The sequence below is a fragment of the Vibrio misgurnus genome, from assembly GCF_029635775.1.
Classification (GTDB): Bacteria; Pseudomonadota; Gammaproteobacteria; order Enterobacterales; family Vibrionaceae; genus Vibrio; species Vibrio chanodichtyis.
The window spans coordinates 1,262,546-1,282,932 of sequence record NZ_CP113241.1 but is presented as its reverse complement, the minus strand read 5'-3'; the positions used below and the strand labels follow the sequence as shown (position 1 = coordinate 1,282,932).

Annotated in this window: 18 protein-coding genes; 11 read left to right on the top strand and 7 right to left on the bottom strand. The window is 48.6% G+C overall.

All coding sequences use genetic code 11. The features are described 5' to 3' along the window. The first annotated feature begins 107 nt into the window (after nt 1–107). Nucleotides 108–845 (top strand): tRNA-uridine aminocarboxypropyltransferase, encoded by a 738-nt coding sequence (locus tag OOK74_RS06045; RefSeq protein WP_274721834.1) that lies wholly within the window; start codon nt 108–110, stop codon nt 843–845. 162 nt (nt 846–1,007) lie between these two features. Then, nucleotides 1,008–1,916, top strand: a complete 909-nt coding sequence (gene nagK / locus OOK74_RS06040) for an N-acetylglucosamine kinase (RefSeq protein ID WP_274721835.1) — start codon at nt 1,008–1,010, stop codon at nt 1,914–1,916. Between the two features lie 125 nt (nt 1,917–2,041). On the opposite strand, the gene OOK74_RS06035 is transcribed toward nagK, so the two are convergent. From OOK74_RS06035 to OOK74_RS06010, 6 genes are read right to left on the bottom strand one after another with little or no spacing between them, the layout of a single operon-like run. Further along, entirely contained in the window at nt 2,042–2,317 is a 276-nt protein-coding gene (locus OOK74_RS06035; RefSeq protein WP_274721836.1) for a DUF2960 domain-containing protein, read from the bottom strand. A gap of 28 nt (nt 2,318–2,345) precedes the next feature. After that, nucleotides 2,346–4,166, bottom strand: coding sequence for a bifunctional molybdopterin-guanine dinucleotide biosynthesis adaptor protein MobB/molybdopterin molybdotransferase MoeA (locus tag OOK74_RS06030; RefSeq protein WP_274721837.1), 1,821 nt, complete (start codon nt 4,164–4,166; stop codon nt 2,346–2,348). Beyond that, the gene (gene mobA, locus OOK74_RS06025) at nt 4,163–4,774 is read right to left on the bottom strand and encodes a molybdenum cofactor guanylyltransferase MobA (RefSeq protein ID WP_274721838.1); all 612 of its coding nucleotides are present in this window, start codon (nt 4,772–4,774) and stop codon (nt 4,163–4,165) included. Before mobA ends, OOK74_RS06030 begins: the two co-directional genes overlap by 4 nt. Next, entirely contained in the window at nt 4,728–5,450 is a 723-nt protein-coding gene (locus tag OOK74_RS06020; RefSeq protein ID WP_274721839.1) for an energy-coupling factor ABC transporter ATP-binding protein, read from the bottom strand. Before OOK74_RS06020 ends, mobA begins: the two co-directional genes overlap by 47 nt. Nucleotides 5,451–5,459: 9 nt before the next feature. Continuing rightward, entirely contained in the window at nt 5,460–6,158 is a 699-nt protein-coding gene (locus OOK74_RS06015; RefSeq protein WP_274721840.1) for an ABC transporter permease, read from the bottom strand. A gap of 6 nt (nt 6,159–6,164) precedes the next feature. Continuing rightward, nucleotides 6,165–6,980, bottom strand: coding sequence for an ABC transporter substrate-binding protein (locus OOK74_RS06010; protein ID WP_274721841.1), 816 nt, complete (start codon nt 6,978–6,980; stop codon nt 6,165–6,167). A 305-nt stretch (nt 6,981–7,285) separates the two neighbouring features. Between OOK74_RS06010 and OOK74_RS06005 the strand changes: the two genes are divergently transcribed. The 3 genes from OOK74_RS06005 to OOK74_RS05995 all read left to right on the top strand — a co-directional run bounded on the left by OOK74_RS06005 (nt 7,286) and on the right by OOK74_RS05995 (nt 12,581). Next, a complete protein-coding gene (locus tag OOK74_RS06005) occupies nt 7,286–8,755 on the top strand; it encodes a sigma-54-dependent transcriptional regulator (protein ID WP_274721842.1) in 1,470 nt (489 codons plus the stop codon). Further along, nucleotides 8,745–10,778 (top strand): sensor histidine kinase, encoded by a 2,034-nt coding sequence (locus tag OOK74_RS06000; RefSeq protein ID WP_274721843.1) that lies wholly within the window; start codon nt 8,745–8,747, stop codon nt 10,776–10,778. The genes OOK74_RS06005 and OOK74_RS06000 overlap by 11 nt, the downstream gene beginning before the upstream one ends. 210 nt (nt 10,779–10,988) lie before the next feature. Further along, nucleotides 10,989–12,581: an ABC-F family ATPase gene (locus OOK74_RS05995; RefSeq protein WP_274721844.1), complete on the top strand. Its 1,593-nt coding sequence runs from the start codon at nt 10,989–10,991 to the stop codon at nt 12,579–12,581. A 106-nt stretch (nt 12,582–12,687) separates the two neighbouring features. Here OOK74_RS05995 and OOK74_RS05990 read toward each other — a convergent pair whose 3' ends face one another. Continuing rightward, complete coding sequence (locus tag OOK74_RS05990; RefSeq protein WP_274721845.1) at nt 12,688–13,521, bottom strand: formate dehydrogenase accessory sulfurtransferase FdhD; 834 nt, start codon at nt 13,519–13,521, stop codon at nt 12,688–12,690. Between the two features lie 170 nt (nt 13,522–13,691). Between OOK74_RS05990 and OOK74_RS05985 the strand changes: the two genes are divergently transcribed. The 6 genes from OOK74_RS05985 to OOK74_RS05960 all read left to right on the top strand — a co-directional run bounded on the left by OOK74_RS05985 (nt 13,692) and on the right by OOK74_RS05960 (nt 20,386). After that, nucleotides 13,692–14,168, top strand: coding sequence for a DUF3305 domain-containing protein (locus OOK74_RS05985; protein ID WP_274721846.1), 477 nt, complete (start codon nt 13,692–13,694; stop codon nt 14,166–14,168). After that, a complete protein-coding gene (locus OOK74_RS05980; protein ID WP_430741935.1) occupies nt 14,104–14,694 on the top strand; it encodes a DUF3306 domain-containing protein in 591 nt (196 codons plus the stop codon). The genes OOK74_RS05985 and OOK74_RS05980 overlap by 65 nt, the downstream gene beginning before the upstream one ends. A gap of 242 nt (nt 14,695–14,936) precedes the next feature. Next, complete coding sequence (locus OOK74_RS05975) at nt 14,937–16,595, top strand: 4Fe-4S dicluster domain-containing protein (RefSeq protein WP_278182431.1); 1,659 nt, start codon at nt 14,937–14,939, stop codon at nt 16,593–16,595. Nucleotides 16,596–16,605: 10 nt separating this feature from the next. Then, the gene (locus tag OOK74_RS05970) at nt 16,606–17,244 is read left to right on the top strand and encodes a TorD/DmsD family molecular chaperone (protein WP_278182430.1); all 639 of its coding nucleotides are present in this window, start codon (nt 16,606–16,608) and stop codon (nt 17,242–17,244) included. A gap of 77 nt (nt 17,245–17,321) precedes the next feature. After that, the gene (locus tag OOK74_RS05965; RefSeq protein WP_278182429.1) at nt 17,322–17,519 is read left to right on the top strand and encodes a twin-arginine translocation signal domain-containing protein; all 198 of its coding nucleotides are present in this window, start codon (nt 17,322–17,324) and stop codon (nt 17,517–17,519) included. 11 nt (nt 17,520–17,530) lie between these two features. Beyond that, nucleotides 17,531–20,386, top strand: coding sequence for a formate dehydrogenase subunit alpha (locus OOK74_RS05960; RefSeq protein ID WP_278182428.1), 2,856 nt, complete (start codon nt 17,531–17,533; stop codon nt 20,384–20,386). Nucleotide 20,387: the final 1 nt, after the last annotated feature.

Here is a 20,387-nt window from a genome sequence, read left to right as displayed (position 1 = left end):
TGATCATCGTTAGTTTAGTGTGACGCAATTAGACCGCGATTCTTTACTGGCACAAAACCGCGTGGCTCAGTAAAATCGCTGCCATTTTTCAGTCAATTGCACTCGCCATGAGAATCCACGCCTTTCATCACTTATACCAATATCGCCTCGCGCGTTCCACTAAGCCATTTCTGGCTCGTGGCGGCAAAATTAAACGCTGTGCTTACTGCATGGTAGAGGTGAGCCACTGTTTGTGCGCACATCAGCCTGAGATTGATAGCCAAATAGCGGTACTGTTGATCGTATCGGAAAATGAAGTGTTTAAACCAAGTAATACAGGGCGTTTAATTGCCGATACCATCAAAGCCACCCATGTTTATCAGTGGAGCCGCACTGAGCCCGATCCGCAGATGCTAGCTCTGATCGCGGATCCTCAATATTATCCAGTTTTGATTTTCCCCGCCGAAACGGAACAAGACAAAAGCCGCGTGCTAAATCCAATCCCCAGCGATTTTGCTGGTAAGCAACCCCTGTTAGTGTTGATTGATGGCAGTTGGCGTGAAGCGAAACGTATATTTCGCAAATCGCCGTATTTGGCGCAATTGCCGCTGGTTTCTGTGGAGCCAGAACGCTTGTCGCGTTACATGATGCGCAAATCAGACAATGAACAACATCTGGCCACCGCAGAAGTCGCCAGTTTAGTATTGTCGATGTTTGGGGAACATAGCGCCGCCACCACGTTAGAACTGTGGTTTGAAGCGGTCAAAGAAACCTACTTAATGTGCAAAACACGCAATAAGCCCAATCATGCCAAGCCGGCACTACAGACATGGATTGCTCATCAACAAACCACAAATCATCGCTAAATCTTGATTGTGACTGGTCACTTGTTGCGCAATCAGTGCTGCTCGCTGGATAAATCCGTGCTTTGTCACGGACTGCAAGCGGTAGCTGGTGGATAATGCGCCTCACTTTTGTGTTTTTATTTTTTCCCCAAGACTGGGATAGGAAATTGAGGAGAGAAGGCCATGTATTACGGCTTTGATGTTGGCGGTACCAAAATTGAATTTGGTGCGTTCAACGCACAGTTACAACGAGTCGCCACTGAGCGTGTTGCAACCCCAACCGATGATTACCCTAAATTGGTGGATACCATTGCTGGTTTAGTACACAAATATGATGAGCAATTTGGTGTCGAAGGCGCAGTTGGATTAGGCATTCCAGGCATGGAAGATGCTGATGATGGTTGTGTACTGACCGTTAACGTGCCAGCCGCTAAAGGTAAGCCGCTGCGCGCTGATCTCGAAGCAAAATTAGGTCGTACGGTCAAAATCGAGAATGATGCAAACTGTTTTGCGCTCTCTGAAGCGTGGGATGATGAATTAAAGGATGCACCCTCAGTGATGGGGTTGATCCTCGGTACTGGTTTTGGTGGTGGTTTGATCTACCAAGGCAAAGTATTTTCCGGACGTAACCATGTCGCTGGTGAAATTGGCCATATGCGTTTGCCGATCGATGCTTGGTTCCATCTTGGCGACAACGCTCCGTTACTCAGTTGTGGCTGTGGCAACAAAGGGTGCATGGATAATTATCTCTCTGGTCGTGGCTTTGAGCTGTTGTATGAACACTATTATGGTGAACACAAAAAAGCGATTGAGATCATCACAGCACAGAAAGAGGGTGAAGCCAAAGCCGTTGAGCATGTTGAGCGCTTTATGGAGCTGCTGGCGATATGTTTTGGCAATATTTTTACCGCCAATGATCCCCACGTCGTTGTGTTAGGGGGGGGGTTGTCGAACTACGATCTGATTTATGACGAAATGCCAAAGCGTGTACCTAAGCATCTGCTTTCGGTAGCAAAATGCCCGAAAATCGTCAAAGCCAAACATGGCGACTCTGGCGGTGTGCGTGGCGCTGCTTTCCTCAACATTAAATAAATTGAAGATAGACTCCATAAATTAAGGGCTTGCAGTGCAAGCCCTTTTTAGTCTTCCGACTTGAAATTACAGCTCCAAGTCGTTTGGTAATGAATGTTTTAAAGTTACCGCTAAAGCTTGTTGGCTTAGCGAGTCGCTTTTGGTTTTTTGCCGACGCCAAAGTTTTCTTTCGGTTGCAGAGTGATTAAGCTAAAACCCAATTTTTTAAAATGGTTATCGCGGAAATTGCGTACCGATTTTGTATCTGAAATCGCTTCTAGCTGCATCTCCATCTTCAGAAATTCTTTCAGATCAATGCCTTCCGCTTCAGCCACCGCTTCATGAATGTTGTGATGCTTTTCGTATGAGAAAGTCAGGGTTTTCTCTTGGTTTTTGTAGGTGTAGATGATGGTACGCGCCATGGTTCTCTCTCAACACTAAATTAACGGGCTAAATTCTGCCTTGAAGTGGGATAATTGTCACGCTTTCACCCGCCTTTACCGTATCAATCGCCGGAGCAATCTCAATCAAGCAGTTTGCTTCACTCATTGAGCGTAAAATGCCAGAACCTTGTTTGCCCGTGGTTCGTACCGTCATCTGTCCTTGGGTGTTAAAAGCGTAAACGCCACGACTGAACTCGGTTCTGCCTTGGCGAGAGCGCAAATCTTCCAGCGCAATCGCATTGATTTTCAACGCTTGCCAACCTTGCTCACCTTGCATTTTGCGCAGGGCTGGTTCAACAAAATTGATAAAAGAAACCATCACTGCAACTGGGTTGCCCGGTAGACCGAAGAAGGGTTTGCCGGCCAGTTGACCAAACGCCAGTGGGCGGCCGGGGCGCATATTGATCCGCCAAAAATCAATTTGCCCCAGTTTCTCCAGTGCGGATTTGATGAAATCCGCATCGCCCACCGACACGCCACCAGAAGTGATCACCACATCGGCTTGTGCAGCAGCTTGCTCAAGCCATTGCATCATTTTGGTTTCGTCATCTTCAATGATGCCGAGATCGATCACTTGGCAACCGAGTGATTGCAGTAGCCCGGTCAGGGTAAAGCGGTTGGCATCAAAAATAGAGTTTGGTTTAATCTCCACGCCCGGAGCTTGCACTTCATCACCGGTTGAGAAAATCGCCACTTTAACCGGGCGCAAAACTTCTGCGTGCGCAAAACCCAGTGACGCGAGCATGCCCATTTCTGGAGAAAGTAAACGTTGGCCAGAGTGAAACACCGCTTGGCCTTGTGCCACATCTTCACCCGCTTGGCGCACGTTTTGTCCGGCTTGGATGTTCGCACCGGCAAAACTCACCATCTCAGCGTTTTGTGTGGCTTGTTCACGCATCACTACCGTATCTGCGCCTTGCGGCATGGGGGCGCCAGTCATAATTTTCACCGCTTCGCCGCGCGCAACGGTTTTCGGGTAATGACGGCCGGCCAGCACTTCTGCGACCACACGATAACGGTTTCTTTCAAGATCATCACTACGTAACGCATAACCATCCATCGCCGAGTTACAATAGGCTGGCACATTGATTGGCGAGTCTACTTGACGGGCTAAAACCCGTTGATAGCACTGTTGAATCGCGACCGATTCTGTTTCTGTGACAGGCGACATTAGCGCAAGGATCTGCTCGCGAGCTTGTTCGACAGAGAGAAAAGCAGGCGATAAGCTGTCGCAACAGGCCGCCACACGGTTTTTGGCATCGGAAGCAATCGATAGCTGCGTTTGCTGTTCATGCCACTGATCTACATAGTGAAGAACGAAATCGGCGATCGCATCAAGATGATTAATATTCATTTGTGGCAGAACTGTTTCGACCATTTCATCAGCGGCAATCGCAATGATGTTTTGATCATGAGGATAAAGCCAAGGTTTACCCACTTCAGTGCGGTGCAGCTCTATTTTGGGAAAGGCGATGTTTTTACAGCCTTCCACTAAAATCACATCAAGCTTGGTTGCATCAAATCGTGTCAACAGATAATCAAATTCTGCTTCGGCATCCGGAGTCTCGCTCATCAGAGCATGACGATTGCGCGAAGCAATCAGCATTTGTGAGGCGCCCGCTTTACGCAAGCGATAACTGTCTTTACCCGGCTTATCAACATCAAAATCGTGATGCGCATGTTTGAGCAAGCCAATTCGTAATCCGGCGGCAGTCAATTTGGGTAGCAACGCTTCCAATAGTGTGGTTTTTCCGGTACCAGAATAAGCAGCGAAGCCAAGTAATGGCAGGTTAGGGCGTTGAGGATTCTGGTTTGCAGAACAAATCATGGGTGTAACGCTCCAAATTGTGCCAACTCTTGTGGCGTATTCAAATTAAAAAAGCAGCTCGGTGCATCGCTAAAATCGACGTAACAGGTATGGCACTCATCATAAAGTAAGATGATTTTGCGATCGCCACGCGCTAAAAAGGCGCTGAGTCTGGGTAACACACGTTTGTGCCAAAGAGTAAAAACCGGCTGCTGATGTTCACCATCATGAGCGACTAAAATTTCACTATCCGGCTGTACCGCTTGGCAGAAACGGGCAACCAAATCATCACAAATTAATGGACTATCACAAGGCACAAAACCGACCCAATCGGTCGGAGCATGGGTTAAGCCGGCATGTATACCGCCTAATGGTCCTGGGTAATCGGCAAATTCATCGCTAATCACCGGAGCAAATTGTTGGTATTGGCTTTGGTTGCGATTCGCGTTGATCAGCAGAGTCGGCGTTTGTGGGGCCAGTTTGTCGAGCACATGCTGGATCAGTGGTTGGCCATTGAGCAAAATGAGCCCTTTATCTTGTCCTCCCATGCGGCTGGCTTGTCCGCCGGCGAGAATGACCCAACTAGTGTCTGAAGGTTGAAGAGTGGGAAGTGCTTGTGTGGTTATCATGGTTTTCTTTCACAATCTGCAGCAAAGGTGACTCAATCAGTTGACGATCTTTAATCCACCACTGTTTGTTACACAGAGCGGTCAGAGCGTTAGTTTGGTGACTGGTGATCACTAAACTCGCGCCACGCGCTAATAAATCTTGCGCCATTATAACCAATCTGGCGATAGATTCTTGATCCAATGATGCACTGGGCTCATCCATCAATAAAATTGAAGGTTTAACGATCCAAGCTCGTGCCATCGCCACCCGTTGCTTTTCACCACCAGAAAGCACGGAAATATGTTCGTCGGCCAGGGTTTCTAATCCAACCATACGTAGGGCGGTGATCACTTGGGCGCGTTTTTGATGGGTTGATAAACCGCTAAAGCGGATGCCATACACCACATTTTGGTAAACACTATCGTCAAATAGGTAGGGCGTTTGATGTAAATAAACCACGTCGCTTGTTGCTGAGGTGAAATACCAGCGCTGCCACCATGGTTTACCCGTCAGAATTTGACCGCAGGTTGGTGATAATAGGCCTGCGAGAATTTTCAGTAGTGTGGTTTTTCCTACTCCATTATCACCTTTAAGGTAAATCGCATCATTGGGACCAATCGATAGCTTAGGAATGTGAAATAGCACGCGATCTTTAAAGCGCATGGCCAGCTGCTCGGCCGTCAGTTTTATCGTCATGGTATTTCCTTATGTCCGTAAGTAACCTTTGCCGCGTAGAGAAGAGAGTAATACGTTGAGCCCTAATGCGAGAGCCAATAGCACGATACCGAGTGCTACCCCTTGCGCAAAGGCACCTTTGTTACTTTCCAGCGAGATGGCGGTCGGAATATTGCGGGTTAAGCCCATGATATTGCCACCGACCATCATCGAGCAGCCCACCTCGGTAACAATTCGAGAAAAACCAGCAATTGTGGCCGCCATGATCGGAAAGCGCGCCTCGCAAATCAAGGTTGCAAACAGCCTTGGTAGAGTTGCGCCAAGCGTGATTGCCGTTTCAAGTGCGCGGCGATCGGTCGATTGCAACGCGCCGTGCATCATAGCGACCAAGATCGGAAAACAGATCAACGCTTGGCCTAACACCATCGCTTGCTGAGTAAACAGCATTCTCCAATCGCCAAGCGGGCCGGCGCGCGACAGCAGCATATACAGCAACAAGCCAATCACGACCGTGGGCACTGCTTGCAAGGTATTGATCAAGGAAAGCAAGGCCCATTTACCACGAAAATCGCGGTAGGCGAGTATAAAAGAGAGCAGTACTGCGGGGAGTAGTACCAATACAATCGCGGTGAGCGAAACGCTAAAGGAGACCGCCACGATCTCCCATAGCTTAGGGTCTAAACTCACCAACAGATGCAAAGCATCAAGGGTTGTTTGCCAAAGACTCATTGAGATTTACTGCTTATCCGCATTAGCGACAAACAGTGCTTGACCATTGACGGTGAACTGATTGATCAACTGCTGGCCTTTAGGATCCACCAACCAGTCGCTAAACACTTTCGCGGCTTGGTATTGTGTGGTCGGGTAACGCTCAGGATTAACAATGATCACTTGGTAAGGGTTAAACAGTTGTTCATCCCCTTCAAACAACACTTTGAGATCCAGTTTATTGTTATAAGCCAGCCAAGTACCACGGTCGGTGAGGGTATAAGCTTGCATTTCAGAGGCCATATTCAGCGTAGGTCCCATTCCTTGCCCGATAGAGCGGTAGCCTCCGAAATTGGGTTCTATTTTATTTTGTGCCCAGATGGTGAGCTCTTTTTTATGGGTGCCGGAATCATCCCCGCGTGAAATAAATACTACGCCGCTATTGGCAATATTTTCAAATACTTGTGCAATGCTCTTGTGATCGGCGATGCTGGCTGGATCGTCTTTAGGGCCAACGACGACAAAATCGTTGTACATCAGCTTGCGTGGCAATACGCCGTAACCTGCGGCCACAAAGCTGGCTTCGGCTGCGGGTGCATGGGTCATCACCAAATCGACATCACCATTTTCACCCATTTTCAGTGCCTTACCAGTCCCGGTGGCAATCACATCTACTTTATACCCCGTATCTTGCTCAAATTTTGGCAACAGGTAATCGAGCAGGCCTGAATCGTAAGTACTGGTGGTCGTCGCAAGACGAATACGAGTGTCGTCGGCACTGGTTGCCGAATAACTGATTAGAATTAATGCTGCGGCAGCGAAACTGAACGTGGTTTTTTTCATAATACATTCCATGACTGAGTTGTTGATGGGAGAGCTTGTGAGCCGATGTGATGAGTGCCAATTAAGCACAGTACGCCATCAAGCATTAAAATAAGTGTACGTGAAACAGGTATATAGCAAATGGGATGCCAACATCATTCTGAGTGATTAAGTGACAAATTTACTTTTAAATCCTGCCAGATAGCACAGAATTTGCTGCCCAGCGATGACTCTGCTGTACGATTGAGACAAAATGTCTCAGCTTAGCCACCCGCTATGTTTAGCGTATTGCATCGTTGTGTCTCAATCGGTTATGGAAGTTCTCTATGTCGTCCTCAGTCTTAGCTCTTAAACAACCCCACTTATATCAAGCTTTCTCCGTGTTGGTTGTTGATGATGAAGTCGGTATGCAAACGGTGCTGAAAAAAGCGTTGAGCCAATGGTTTTCTCGGGTCGATTCTGCGGGCAGTATCGAAGACGCGGAAGCGCTGCGTAGTCAGCAACATTATGATCTGCTGATTTTAGATATCAATTTACCTGGGCGTTCTGGCATTGAATGGGATGAGGCATTTAGCGATCCTAATCATCGTGCCGAGGTGATTTTTATGACCGGTTATGCGGATTTGGAAACGGCGATCAGTGCGCTCAAATTAGGGGCGAGTGATTTTATCCTCAAACCCTTTAATCTCGAACAGATGCTGCAAGCCGTCCAGCGCTGCATGGATAAACGTCTTCATCAGCGTTTGCACTATGCTTTGCAGCGCGATGTGCAGCGCCACTGTACCACGCAAATTATCGGCAAATCGGCGCAAACTGAGTTACTTAAACAGCATATTGTCCAATTTGCGCCGTCTCGCGCTTCGGTACTGATTGAAGGCGAATCGGGTACGGGCAAAGAGTTGGTGGCCAGAGGGCTGCATGAAGCCAGTGGTCGTCAGGGGCCATTTGTTCCAATTAACTGCGGCGCGATTGCGCCAGAGCTGCTGGAAAGTGAACTGTTTGGACATACTGCAGGGGCTTTTACTGGGGCGAAAAAAAGTCGTGAAGGGCTGTTTCGGGTGGCGAATGGTGGCACTCTATTTTTAGATGAAATCGGCGAGATGCCGCTGACCATGCAAGCCTCTCTACTGCGCGTATTAGAGCAGCGTACTCTGCGCCCGGTGGGTTCGGAAAAAGAGGTGAGTGTCGATGTGCGAGTGGTGGCCGCTACCAACCGTAATCTGCAACAAGAAGTGGAACAGGGGCGTTTTCGCGGCGATCTCTACTACCGGCTCAATGTGCTCAAAATTCAAGTCACTCCACTGCGTGAACGTAAGCAAGATTTGTATGAACTACGGCCGTTTTTTACCCAAATGCTCTGTGCTGAACTGGGTATGCCAATGCCGAAATGGGCTTATGAAGATATTTCATCTATGCAAGATTATGCTTGGCCTGGCAATGTTCGTGAGCTAAAAAACTTAATTGAGCGCTGCTTACTGCTTGATAAACCCCCTGCGCATTATTGGCGCGAATTAAATGGTATACCACTCCAATCTGAACAGCCTGTGACAATGTCACAAGAGTTTATCGCTGAGCCTGCAGCACCGCTGGATGACGTTAAGCCGGAGCACCTCAAGCATATCGGCTATCCCGTCGACTGGCTGCTGCGTGATGTTGAAAAAGCGCATATTCAACAGGTGGTGGCATTGCATGAGGGCAATAAATCGGCCGCGGCGCGCGATTTAGGCGTAGCGCGTAAGACATTGGAACGGAAGTACAAAGAGTGGCAAAGCGGGGAGACCAGCCATGAAAGCTAAATGGGTCTGGTGGCAAAAATGGCGACAACGTTTTCAAACGACGGTGCGTTATCGACTGCTGATTTTGACCTCGGCGCCGATTATTTTGACGCTATTGGCACTGATTGCCATCAGCTTATATTGGTCACTGCATTACACTTGGAACAGTGCCTTAATGGATGTCGAGGAACGATTAGCTGTGGCGCAAAATAGCGTGACGCTATTGCAGCAGAATCAAGCTCACCAAGTGCGAGCATTTGCCGAATCCTATGATTTTCGCCAGCGACTGCAACAAAGCGAAGCTCTTGATACCTTGCCCCAATGGGTTCAGCAACAGAAAACGCGCTATGGCTTAGATTTCCTCAGTTTTGAGCGGGTCGATAACATTGAGCAAAAATTTCGCTATCTCGATCTTACTAAGCGAGAGTCTTTTTTTGATGTACTGAACGCCAATCAGCTAGCAATGCTGGATCCGAATTTAGCCAAGCAAGCGCAAATCCCGCTGCTTAACACGCAGCAAATCGAAACTCGTGGTTTAGTCAGTCGAACGGTGATCCCGGTAGCCAATCAATTCGGCGACACCATCGGTTTTCTCGATGGTGGATTGCTGCTCAATAACAGCAGTACGCTAGTGGATCAAATTCGCGATCTCATTTATCCAACTTATCAAGATCAGCTTCGCCCGATGGGCACTTTAACTCTGTTTTTGGATGACTTACGTGTGAGTACCAATGTACCGTTGGACAGCACCATGCACACTGGGCGAGCAATCGGCACGCAAGTCTCACCAGAAGTGTTGCAGCAGGTACTGAAACAAGGTCAGCGCTGGGTTAATTTGGCCTATGTGTACGATGCTTGGTATATCACGGCGTATGAGCCGATTCGCGATCAATACCATAACGCCATCGGCATGTTGTACACCGGTTATCCCATGTGGCCATTTTTAACCCGCTATATGACGAATTTGTTGGAAGTGGGGATCATCACCATACTGTTATTAATCACTTCTGGATGGTTGGTGTATCGCGGATCGCGCGATCTATTTTGGCCGATTGAGCGTATTCATCGAGTGGTGAAAATGGTGCAACTTGGTAAGAACCAACGTATCGGTCACATTGGGCTGGACGATAAACACGAACTCGCTCAGCTAGCCAAACAGTTCGATAATATGCTCGATCAACTGCAACTGGGTAATCAACAAATTGTCCAAGCAGCACATGAACTAGAAGAAAAAGTGCAATCGCGCACGGCAAGTTTGCAAGAAAAAACCGCGCAGCTTGAGCACCACATTACCTTACTCAATCAAACTCGTCATAAATTAGTGGTGCACGAAAAGCTGGCGGCACTCGGTGAGCTAACAGCTGGCATCGCTCATGAGATTAATAATCCAACCGCGGTTATTTTAGGTAATACCGAATTGATCCGCTTTCAACTGGGTGAGCAGGCGAGTCAAATTGCTGAAGAGATCGATGCCATCTTGTTGCAAATTGAGCGGATCCGTAATATCACGCGCAGTTTGCTGCAATACAGTCGTCAAGGCGGCGTGCAAGATGAAATCACCTGGCAACATGTCAATCCGATCATTGATGAGAGTGTCACTTTAGTCAAAACCGGCTCGAAAAAGCGTGATATTGAATTTGTGCTGGAACTGCAAGCCCATACTTCGGTGGAAGTGAACCGCCATCAATTATTGCAAGTGTTAGTCAATTTACAGATGAATGCGATCCATGCCATGAACGGCAAAGGCCGCATTACTATTCGCAGCCAAGATTGGATTGAAGAACAGCAAAATCGGGGCGCAGTGATCCACATTGAAGATCAAGGCTGTGGCATTAAGCCAGAAAACCTCACCCGTATTTTTGATCCCTTTTATACCACTAAGCGTGATGGCACAGGGCTAGGGCTGGCGGTATCACAGAGCCTACTTAGCCAATCTGGTGGTGAAATTAAAGTGCAATCGCAGTGGGGGATCGGCAGCGTGTTTAGCATTTACCTGCCTTGTAAGCATGAGACTAAACTGCGAGAAAGTTTGTTCATTCAATAGACTCCGCCCTAAAACACTGACCTTAGATAGATGTTCCTTACCGTGATGGCCAAATTTTATCCCAATTATGTAAAACAGAGCTTGTAGTCTGCGCGCTGAACAAGTACCGTTGCGCAGATTTTTTTATTTGTGATCCCTGTCAGCTTAATTGGCGCGCCGAAAGGAGTCCGTGTTAAGAGGCAGGCATGTTAACCCACTAAGGTACAGGCTTTGATTTCTACAGCGAATATCACTCAACAATTCGGCGCTAAGCCACTGTTTGAAAACATTTCAGTTAAGTTTGGCGAAGGTAATCGCTACGGTTTAATCGGCGCAAATGGTTGTGGTAAATCCACTTTCATGAAAATCCTCAGTGGTGAGTTAGATCCAACCGGCGGTAACGTAAGTTACGATCCGAATGAGCGGGTTGCCAAGCTGAATCAGGATCAGTTTGCCTACGAAGAGTTCACTGTGATTGACACTGTGATCATGGGTCACAAAGAGTTGTGGAAGGTTAAACAAGAGCGCGACCATATTTATGCGCTACCAGACATGACTGAAGAAGACGGCATGCGCGTGGCCGATCTTGAAGTTGAATTCGCCGAGATGGATGGCTATATGGCCGAATCCAAAGCGGGTGAACTGCTGCTGGCGGTTGGTATTCCACTAGAGCAACATTACGGCCTAATGAGCAGTGTTGCTCCGGGCTGGAAACTGCGGGTACTGCTGGCGCAAATCCTGTTTGCTGATCCAGACATCATGCTGCTCGACGAACCGACCAACAACTTGGACATCGACACCATTCGTTGGTTAGAAGATACGCTGAATGCCCGTAATTGCACCATGATCATCATCTCGCACGACCGTCACTTCTTAAACTCTGTGTGTACCCACATGGCGGACTTGGATTACGGCGAACTGCGTATTTACCCAGGCAACTACGATGAGTACATGACTGCCGCGACTCAAGCTCGTGAGCGCCTGTTGTCTGATAACGCCAAGAAAAAAGCGCAAATTGCTGAGCTACAAACCTTCGTAGCGCGTTTCTCGGCCAACGCATCGAAAGCCAAACAAGCGACTTCTCGTGCAAGACAGATTGATAAGATCAAACTCGATGAAGTGAAGGCATCTAGCCGTCAGAACCCATTCATTCGTTTTGAGCAATCGAAAGAGCTGTTCCGTAACGCTCTGATTGTGGAAAATCTTAGCCAAGGTTTTGATAGCGATCTGTTTAGCAACTTCAATGCGATTTTTGAAGTGGGTGAGCGTGTGGCGATCATCGGTGAAAACGGGGTGGGTAAAACCACGCTACTCAATACCCTAGCCGGGATACTTGAGCCTCGTAGCGGCCTGTACAAATGGTCGGAAAACTCGAACATTGGTTACTATGCACAAGATCATGCGCATGAATTTGAACAAGACATGAAGCTGATGGAGTGGATGGGACAATGGCGTCAAGAGGGTGATGATGAGCAAGTGATCCGCAGCTTCTTAGGTCGGATGCTGTTTGGTCAAGATGACATCAAAAAATCCGTGAAAGTGCTGTCAGGTGGTGAGCAAGGCCGGATGTTGCTTGGTAAACTCATGATGCACAAACCTAACATTCTACTGCTTGATGAGCCAACTAACCACATGGATATGGAATCGATCGAGTCTTTGAACAACGCACTGGAGCAGTACAAAGGTACGCTGTTCTTCGTCTCTCATGACCGTGTGTTTGTTGATTCATTGGCAACTCGTATCATTGAAATTCGTGATGGTAAAATCACTGACTTCAAAGGAACTTACGCTGAGTTCCTGCGCTCACGTGGCGTTGAGGGTTAAGCATTTAACTTGCGCAATCCGGTATTGAAAAGAGCCTCAATTGAGGCTCTTTTGCTATCCAGCACAGCGATCAGAAAATGTGTTCAACGACTATTCAATAGCTTACTTATGCTTGTTCAAGCAAGCCTTTCACATCAAACACCACTTTGTCGGCACCACTGTAAACATGGAAACGACGACCAGAAGCACGGGCTATGGTGGTAATGCCAAAACGCTGAGCTAACTCAAGCCCCATTTGAGTGACACCAGAGCGAGAGAGTAGAACTGGAATGCCCATCTGCGCCACTTTGATCACCATCTCTGAGGTTAAACGCCCGGTGGTGTAGAAAATTTTGTCATCTCCACGCACGCCATTGAGCCACATTTCACCTGCCAAAGTATCCACGGCATTGTGGCGACCGACGTCTTCTACAAATGAGATCACTTGATTGTGTTGGCAAATGGCACAACCATGCACCGCCCCGGCTTTTTTGTAAGTGTCGTTGTAGTGGGTCAACGCCTCCAGTGCCGCGTAAATCTGTGACTGTTTAATTGGCTGTTGTGGAACTTGGTAATTTTCTAGCTGCTGCATTACGTTGCCATACATGGTGCCTTGACCACAGCCGGAGGTTACGGTTTTTTTCTTGAGAGCAGGTGCCAAATGATCCAGATTTTCACGTGTGATCACCGCAGCAGAATGGGTTTGCCAATCGATGATCACGGAATCAAGGGCATCAGGATCAGAAATAAAACGTTGGTTTTTCAAATAACCGAGCACTAAAGCTTCTGGGCGTGAGCCAAGCGTCATCAAAGTGACAATCTCTTGCCAATTGAGCAAGACCGTCAGCGGGCGTTCGCAAGCGATCGATTTCACCAGTTTTTCGCCGTACTCGTCATACACTTCAACGTCAATGGTTTGCAGCGGATCGACGCTAGTTTTGATGATGGAAGGTTTAGTCACGCGGGATTCCTGTGTGTTACATGTTTGAGCTTCGATAATCCTTTGCTCAACTACGAATAAGAAAAGTCTCGTCAATCTAGCAAAAAAAGTGCCGAAGAAAAAATGACCTTAACTCAAATGGCGCAATTATTGCTTTAATTTAGATTGTGACGATTCATCGAGTCTGAGTTATGACTGAACAAACTTCTCCTCCATTTTTAATCGATACCCTATATCGCAAGACGGATAGCGCTTGGTCGCTGGCTTGCCAGCTTGAGCCTCATCTTGTCTTGCGTGGCCGTTGGCAAACCACTCAGTGGTTGTTGCACGGTTTCAGCTTAAGGTCAGAAGAGACAAGTCAATATATTGCAACCGTGCATTTGCATCTTGATGAGCGCACCGACTATCGTTTTAACCTCAGTTCACAAGCGCCGAAACTGTTTTTGATTGCAGAAAACCCCAATGAAGATCAACCGCTGAAAATTGTGCAATTGACCGCATCACAAGCGCTTGCTAGCCGCTATATGGACAGTGATTATCTGGTGCTTTCGGCCGATATGCCATTGCCAGTACAGGCGTGGATAGAAGCTTATATTGGTCGCCATGGTGAGCTACTCGAAATCCGCCGCAAAAAACGCGACGGCGCGGGGAGAGCTTGTGGTAACTGAGCCGTTCTTTTCCCGTTGGTCACAACGTAAATTAGCCAGAGAGCCAGAGCAAAAATCACCCCTTGAACTATCAGAGGAGTTGGCTTGCGAGCCTGCACAAATAGCGCAGGAACCATGTGAATCTGATCATGGACGGGAAAGCCCTGCGCTCAAACCAGGCGACGTAGAAGAGGAGCAACAACCTAGCGTGGCGAGTTTGTTGGTCTCCGATGCAGCGCCAGCGCTGAAAAAAGCCGCGCTGCGTAAGCTGTTTTTGAGTGGCGAGTTTAACCAAATCTGTATGTTGGATGATTACAACGCGGATTATCGTAATACGGCAACACTCACCACCCAAGTGGCACACACTTTACGTCAATGGTGCCATGAGACACAAACGGTGCCAGAGATTGAACCAGAGCAACCGCCATCAAATAATGATGATGTGCTTGCAACCGTCACTCTCGCCGAAGATTCAGCGCCGCGAATTGAACCTAAGCCGCGTTCAGTTTGCGATACTGAATTAGAGAGCGACCTATCTGCTCCATAGCCGATGAGACAAAATTGACCATATCACGACCAGGGACATTTTGACTTATTCTGCCATAGATAGGGTGAGACATAATGTCTCACTCTTATTCTGTGGGTTGATGGCTTATCGCCACCATTAAGAAATATTGTTATTTTTCAATGGAATAGTTTTGGAACGCTATTTGCTAACGCTACTTGCTATCGATGGCTTGTTTAAAACGAGCCGACTCGGTTCGTGATTTTTATCAACGGAAGCAAGCAATGTTAAACCTCCTACAACAAGCGACGTCTGCCAACGCTCGGGCGCGACAGTATGCCATCGAGCATACGGTTGAGCTGACTAATCTTATTCCGCCTACGGTCAGCTACCAAAGTGGTGGCGACACGTTAATTATCGGTCCCACCACGCTGATTGAACGGATTGCTGAGCAGCTCAGCAGCATGACTTCCATCACGCTACTTTCGGTGGATGGTGAGCCTGGCACCCAAAGCAATCTGTACTATGCCGATACGCTAGAAATCAGTGGCTTTCTCGGTGCATTCACGGTGAATGTGGAAAATCATGGCAAGCGCATCAATTTGGCGCAAGCTGCACTCGCCGCCAACAGCTTTGATCTTGTTTTAGATATGTCGCTCAATGGTTTGATGCGTGAAGAGGTTCCTGTGCCGGGCTATTTTCCGGTCGGGCGCGGCTATCCAACCCTAGCCGATGCACTGGAACAAATTCCAACCCTGATCGGCACTTTTGATAAGCCAAAGTATTTTCGTCTCGATACCGATCTGTGCGCGCATAGCTCTCGTGGCGTGAAAGGGTGCCAACGTTGTGTCGATGCGTGTCCGGCGGGCGCGCTGTCGAGTGAAGGATCGGATCAAACCGGGCATCGCATTCAAATTAACCCTTATTTGTGCCAAGGGGTAGGGACCTGTGCTACCGCTTGTCCGACCGAAGCGATTCATTACGCACTGCCCAATCCTACCGATACACAAAAATTCATTGAGCGCTTACTGGCCAATTACCACCAAGCTGGCGGTGAGAAACCGATCGTGCTGATCTGCAGTTCACGCCATGAAAGTTACAACGTCATGGCGCTCAAGCGGTTGCCAGACAATGTGATTCCGGTGGTGGTGGAAGAGCTGCCTTCGGTTGGTATCGACAGTTGGTTTGCCGCATTAGTGAATGGTGCAACTCAAGTGTTGTTTGCGGCAAGTCGCCATATGCCGCCAACCATTCAACGCATTCTCAACCAAGAAGTGAGCATGGCACAGAGCCTACTGACTCACTTAGGTTTGGCCAAAGAGACGATTGATATTATTTATCTTGAATCGCTGCGCGAGGGGATGCCGGTTCTGTGTGAACAGCCGCTCGGACTTCATTTGGGGGATTTAGTGGGTAATAAGCGCGAGCGCCTGTTTACCGCGCTGGATGGCTTAGCAAAAACACTCGATGCATCGCCGAGCGTGCAACCTCTCAGCCTCAATGCGCCTTATGGCACGATTGCATGCCAAACCAGTGATTGTACTTTATGTATGAGCTGTGTTGCGGTGTGTCCAACCGCAGCGCTGCATCCAGCGGGAGATAGCCCAGCCTTACATTTTATTGAACAACAGTGCGTGCAGTGTGGTTTATGTGTCAAAGCTTGCCCAGAACAAGCGCTGAGTGCTACTCCGCAGCTTAACTGGAACCCAACGGCACGCCGATCTGTGGTGACTTTACATCAAGAAGAGCCCGCTAAGTGCCTGCGCTGTCATAAGCCTTTCGCACCGCAATCGATGATCTCTCTGTTACAGAGTAAGTTACGCGGTCACTCTCATTTTGCTCATCCTGCAGCCCTGAATCGGATTGCGATGTGCGAAGACTGTCGAGTCATCGACCTGTTTGAAGCCATGGCCGATGATCCTGAGCAGCAGCTCAACTACTGAGGAGCAAGCAATGCAACCGCAATCTATGCATTCACCATCAATGCGCGCCGACATTTACCTATTGCTCGCCACACTGCTGCGTGATGTGCCTGGTGCCGATCTGTGTACTTTTTTAGCCGAATTGGAATTTGAAGCCAATGGCACCGAAATGGCACAAGCGTGGCAGGCGCTCGCCGCTGCTGCACAAAATGCTCGAGCAGACTCCTTAGCTGAGGAGTATCAACAGCTATTTATTGGTATTGGCCGTGGTGAGGTGGTGCCTTTTGCCTCATGGCATTTAACTGGTTCGCTGATGGAAAAGCCGCTGGCTGAGATCCGTGAGGATTTGACCAGATTGGGGCTAGAGCGAGAGAAGCAAATCCGAGAGCCTGAAGATCACATCGCGGTGCTGTGCGAAACCATGGCTTATTTGTGTGAGCAAACCGAGGGGCAAGAGGACGTGTTTTTCTACCGCCATATTGCACCGTGGTTTGGCAAGCTAACCTGTCAAATCCGACAAGCACCTCATGCGCAATTTTATCTTGCCGTGGCCGAGCTTTTGGATGCGTTTTTGAGCTTAGAACAAGTGGCGATGACGCATGTCCCAAGCAGTCGCAACAATCGCTATCGGATCGAGGTGAAAAACCTGACCGATAAAATCGAGCAGTAAACAGACTGGGATCAGAAAGTAGACGTCTTAAGACGCACAGTTAAGTTTTTAAAACTTAAGCAATAAGGAAGCAATCAATGAAAAAAGAGCACCAAGTAGACCACAGCAGACGCGATCTGCTGAAAGGATTAGGCACCGCGGTTGTTGCTGGTGCTGTCGTCGCTGGGGTCAGTACAACAACGCAGGCCAGTGATGTGGACGCCGAGAGTCAACCGCCACTAAAAAAAGGCTATCACGAAACGCAACATATTCGTGATTACTACAACACGCTATAGGAGCCAATGCGATGAGACTGATCAAACGTGCAGACAGCGTGACCAAACAGCCAAATCAGCTCGGTATTAGCCGCCGGGCCTTTATGAAAAACACGTCTCTGGCCGCCGGTGGCGCAGCAGTCGGAGCCTCTCTGTTCACCCCGAGCATGATCCGTAAAGTGCAGGCTAGCGACGTGCAACGCAGCGCGAAAACCGAACTAAAGCGCACTATCTGTTCACACTGCTCGGTAGGTTGTGGGATCTACGCGGAAGTACAAAACGGAGTATGGACCGGTCAAGAGCCGGCTTTCGATCATCCATTTAATGCCGGTGGTCATTGTGCGAAAGGCGCAGCCTTACGTGAACACGGCCACGGTGAGCGGCGCTTGAAATACCCAATGAAACTTGAAGGTGGTAAGTGGAAGAAGATCTCTTGGGAACAAGCCATCAATGAGATTGGTGACCAAGTGCTGAAGATCCGCGAACAGTCAGGTCCGGACGCGGTGTACTTTCTCGGTAGTGCTAAACACAGCAATGAGCAAGCGTATCTGTTTCGTAAAATGGCTTCGCTGTGGGGCACCAACAACGTTGATCATCAAGCGCGTATTTGCCACTCCACGACTGTGGCTGGCGTGGCCAATACTTGGGGCTATGGGGCGATGACCAACTCATTCAATGATATGCAAAATTGCAAGTCAATGTTGTTTATTGGATCCAATCCGGCAGAAGCACACCCGGTGGCGATGCAGCATATTTTGATCGCTAAAGAGAAAAATGGCTGCAAGATTGTGGTCGCCGATCCGCGGCGCACTCGTACGGCGGCCAAGGCCGATCATTTTGTTGCTCTGCGGCCAGGTACCGATGTGGCCTTTATCTGGGGCATCTTGTGGCATGTATTTAAACATAACTGGCAAGATCAAGAGTACATCCAGCAACGTGTGTTCGGTATGGATGAAATCCGCGCTGAAGTCGCGAAATGGACGCCAACCGAAGTTGAACGTGTCACAGGCGTAAGCGAAGAAGAAGTCTACACCACAGCGAAAATTCTGGCCGAAAACCGTCCGGGTTGTGTGATTTGGTGTATGGGCGGTACACAACATACCACCGGCAACAACAATACTCGCGCTTACTGTGTACTCGAACTGGCATTAGGCAACATCGGAAAATCCGGCGGCGGGGCCAATATTTTCCGCGGTCACGATAATGTGCAAGGGGCTACCGATTTAGGCGTGTTGTCAGATAGTTTACCTGGCTATTACGGCTTAACCGAAGGCTCATGGCAACATTGGGCTAAAGTCTGGGATATTGATTTCTCATGGCTCAAGCAGCGTTTTGACCCGAATATCTATCACGGCGCACTGCCGATGGAAACACCGGGGATCCCGGTTTCACGCTGGATCGATGGCGTGCTGGAAAATAAAGACAACCTGCAACAACGAGAAAATATTCGCGCGATGTTCTATTGGGGCCATGCGGTCAATTCACAAACCCGCGGCGTGGAAATGAAAAAGGCAATGCAAAAGCTGGATATGATGGTGATTGTTGATCCATACCCAACCGTTGCGGCAGTAATGAATGATCGTTCCGATGGTGTGTATCTGCTACCGGCGACCACTCAGTTTGAAACCTATGGTAGTGTGACCGCCTCTAACCGCTCAATTCAATGGCGAGATCAGGTGATTGAGCCGTTATTTGACTCTAAACCCGATCACGAAATCATGTACCTGCTCAGTCAAAAACTGGGGATTGCGGATCAACTGTGTAAACACATTCAGGTGGTAAATAATCAGCCACTGATTGAAGACATCACCCGTGAATTTAATCGCGGCATGTGGGCAATCGGCTATACAGGCCAAAGCCCTGAGCGATTGAAAATTCATCAGCAACATTGGCATACCTTCCATAAAGTAAGCTTAGCCGCAGAAGGTGGACCTGTGCATGGTGAGACTTATGGCTTACCTTGGCCTTGCTGGGGCACACCGGAAATGAAACACCCAGGCACCCATATTCTTTACGATACTTCGAAAACGGTCGCCGAAGGTGGTGGTAACTTCCGCACTCGATTTGGCGTCGAATTTGAAGGTCACAACCTACTCGCGGAAGACAGTTATTCAAAAGGCTGTGAGCTGCAAGATGGCTATCCAGAATTTAGCGATAAACTGCTTAAGCAATTGGGATGGTGGAGTGATTTAACCTCCGCTGAGCAAGCGGCGGCTGAAGGTCAGAATTGGAAGACCGATCTGTCTGGTGGCATTCAACGGGTAGCGATTAAGCATGGCTGTGTTCCATTTGGTAACGCGAAAGCGCGGGCCGTGGTGTGGACATTTCCAGACCGCGTACCGCTGCACCGTGAACCTCTATATACACCGCGCCGCGATCTATTGGCGGATTACCCAACATGGGATGATCAAGCGTTTATTTTTCGGGTGCCAACCCTGTACAAATCGATTCAAGCGCAAGATAAATCGGTGGAATACCCGATCATTCTTACTTCTGGCCGCTTAGTGGAGTATGAAGGGGGCGGTGAAGAAACCCGCTCGAACCCTTGGTTGGCCGAGCTGCAACAAGAGATGTTTGTTGAAGTTAACCCGAAAGATGCCAACGATTTAGGCTTTGTTGATGGTGATATGGTGTGGGTTGAAGGAGCCGAGAAAGGACGCATCAAAGTCAAAGCGATGGTGACCCGCCGTGTGAAACCGGGGATGGCGTTTATTCCGTTCCACTTTGCTGGCAAGTTCCAGGGTGAAGATCTGCGTGAGAAATATCCACAAGGCACCCAACCGTACGTGGTTGGCGAAGCGGCAAACACCGCTACGACCTATGGTTACGATCCTGTCACTTTGATGCAGGAAACCAAAGTCACCCTGTGTAACATTCGTAAAGCGTAAG

What these genes read in the sequence shown, in the direction of transcription:
- OOK74_RS06045 (WP_274721834.1), top strand. Translation starts at nt 108, where the DNA reads ATGAGAATCCACGCCTTTCATCACTTATACCAATATCGCCTCGCGCGT.
- OOK74_RS05970 (WP_278182430.1), top strand. Translation starts at nt 16,606, where the DNA reads ATGCAACCGCAATCTATGCATTCACCATCAATGCGCGCCGACATTTAC.
- OOK74_RS06005 (WP_274721842.1), top strand. Translation starts at nt 7,286, where the DNA reads ATGTCGTCCTCAGTCTTAGCTCTTAAACAACCCCACTTATATCAAGCT.
- nagK (WP_274721835.1), top strand. Translation starts at nt 1,008, where the DNA reads ATGTATTACGGCTTTGATGTTGGCGGTACCAAAATTGAATTTGGTGCG.
- OOK74_RS05965 (WP_278182429.1), top strand. Translation starts at nt 17,322, where the DNA reads ATGAAAAAAGAGCACCAAGTAGACCACAGCAGACGCGATCTGCTGAAA.
- OOK74_RS05975 (WP_278182431.1), top strand. Translation starts at nt 14,937, where the DNA reads ATGTTAAACCTCCTACAACAAGCGACGTCTGCCAACGCTCGGGCGCGA.
- OOK74_RS05980 (WP_430741935.1), top strand. Translation starts at nt 14,104, where the DNA reads ATGGTGAGCTACTCGAAATCCGCCGCAAAAAACGCGACGGCGCGGGGA.
- OOK74_RS06000 (WP_274721843.1), top strand. Translation starts at nt 8,745, where the DNA reads ATGAAAGCTAAATGGGTCTGGTGGCAAAAATGGCGACAACGTTTTCAA.
- OOK74_RS06030 (WP_274721837.1), bottom strand. Translation starts at nt 4,166, where the DNA reads ATGATTTGTTCTGCAAACCAGAATCCTCAACGCCCTAACCTGCCATTA.
- OOK74_RS05960 (WP_278182428.1), top strand. Translation starts at nt 17,531, where the DNA reads ATGAGACTGATCAAACGTGCAGACAGCGTGACCAAACAGCCAAATCAG.
- OOK74_RS06020 (WP_274721839.1), bottom strand. Translation starts at nt 5,450, where the DNA reads ATGACGATAAAACTGACGGCCGAGCAGCTGGCCATGCGCTTTAAAGAT.
- OOK74_RS06035 (WP_274721836.1), bottom strand. Translation starts at nt 2,317, where the DNA reads ATGGCGCGTACCATCATCTACACCTACAAAAACCAAGAGAAAACCCTG.
- OOK74_RS06015 (WP_274721840.1), bottom strand. Translation starts at nt 6,158, where the DNA reads ATGAGTCTTTGGCAAACAACCCTTGATGCTTTGCATCTGTTGGTGAGT.
- mobA (WP_274721838.1), bottom strand. Translation starts at nt 4,774, where the DNA reads ATGATAACCACACAAGCACTTCCCACTCTTCAACCTTCAGACACTAGT.
- OOK74_RS05985 (WP_274721846.1), top strand. Translation starts at nt 13,692, where the DNA reads ATGACTGAACAAACTTCTCCTCCATTTTTAATCGATACCCTATATCGC.
- OOK74_RS06010 (WP_274721841.1), bottom strand. Translation starts at nt 6,980, where the DNA reads ATGAAAAAAACCACGTTCAGTTTCGCTGCCGCAGCATTAATTCTAATC.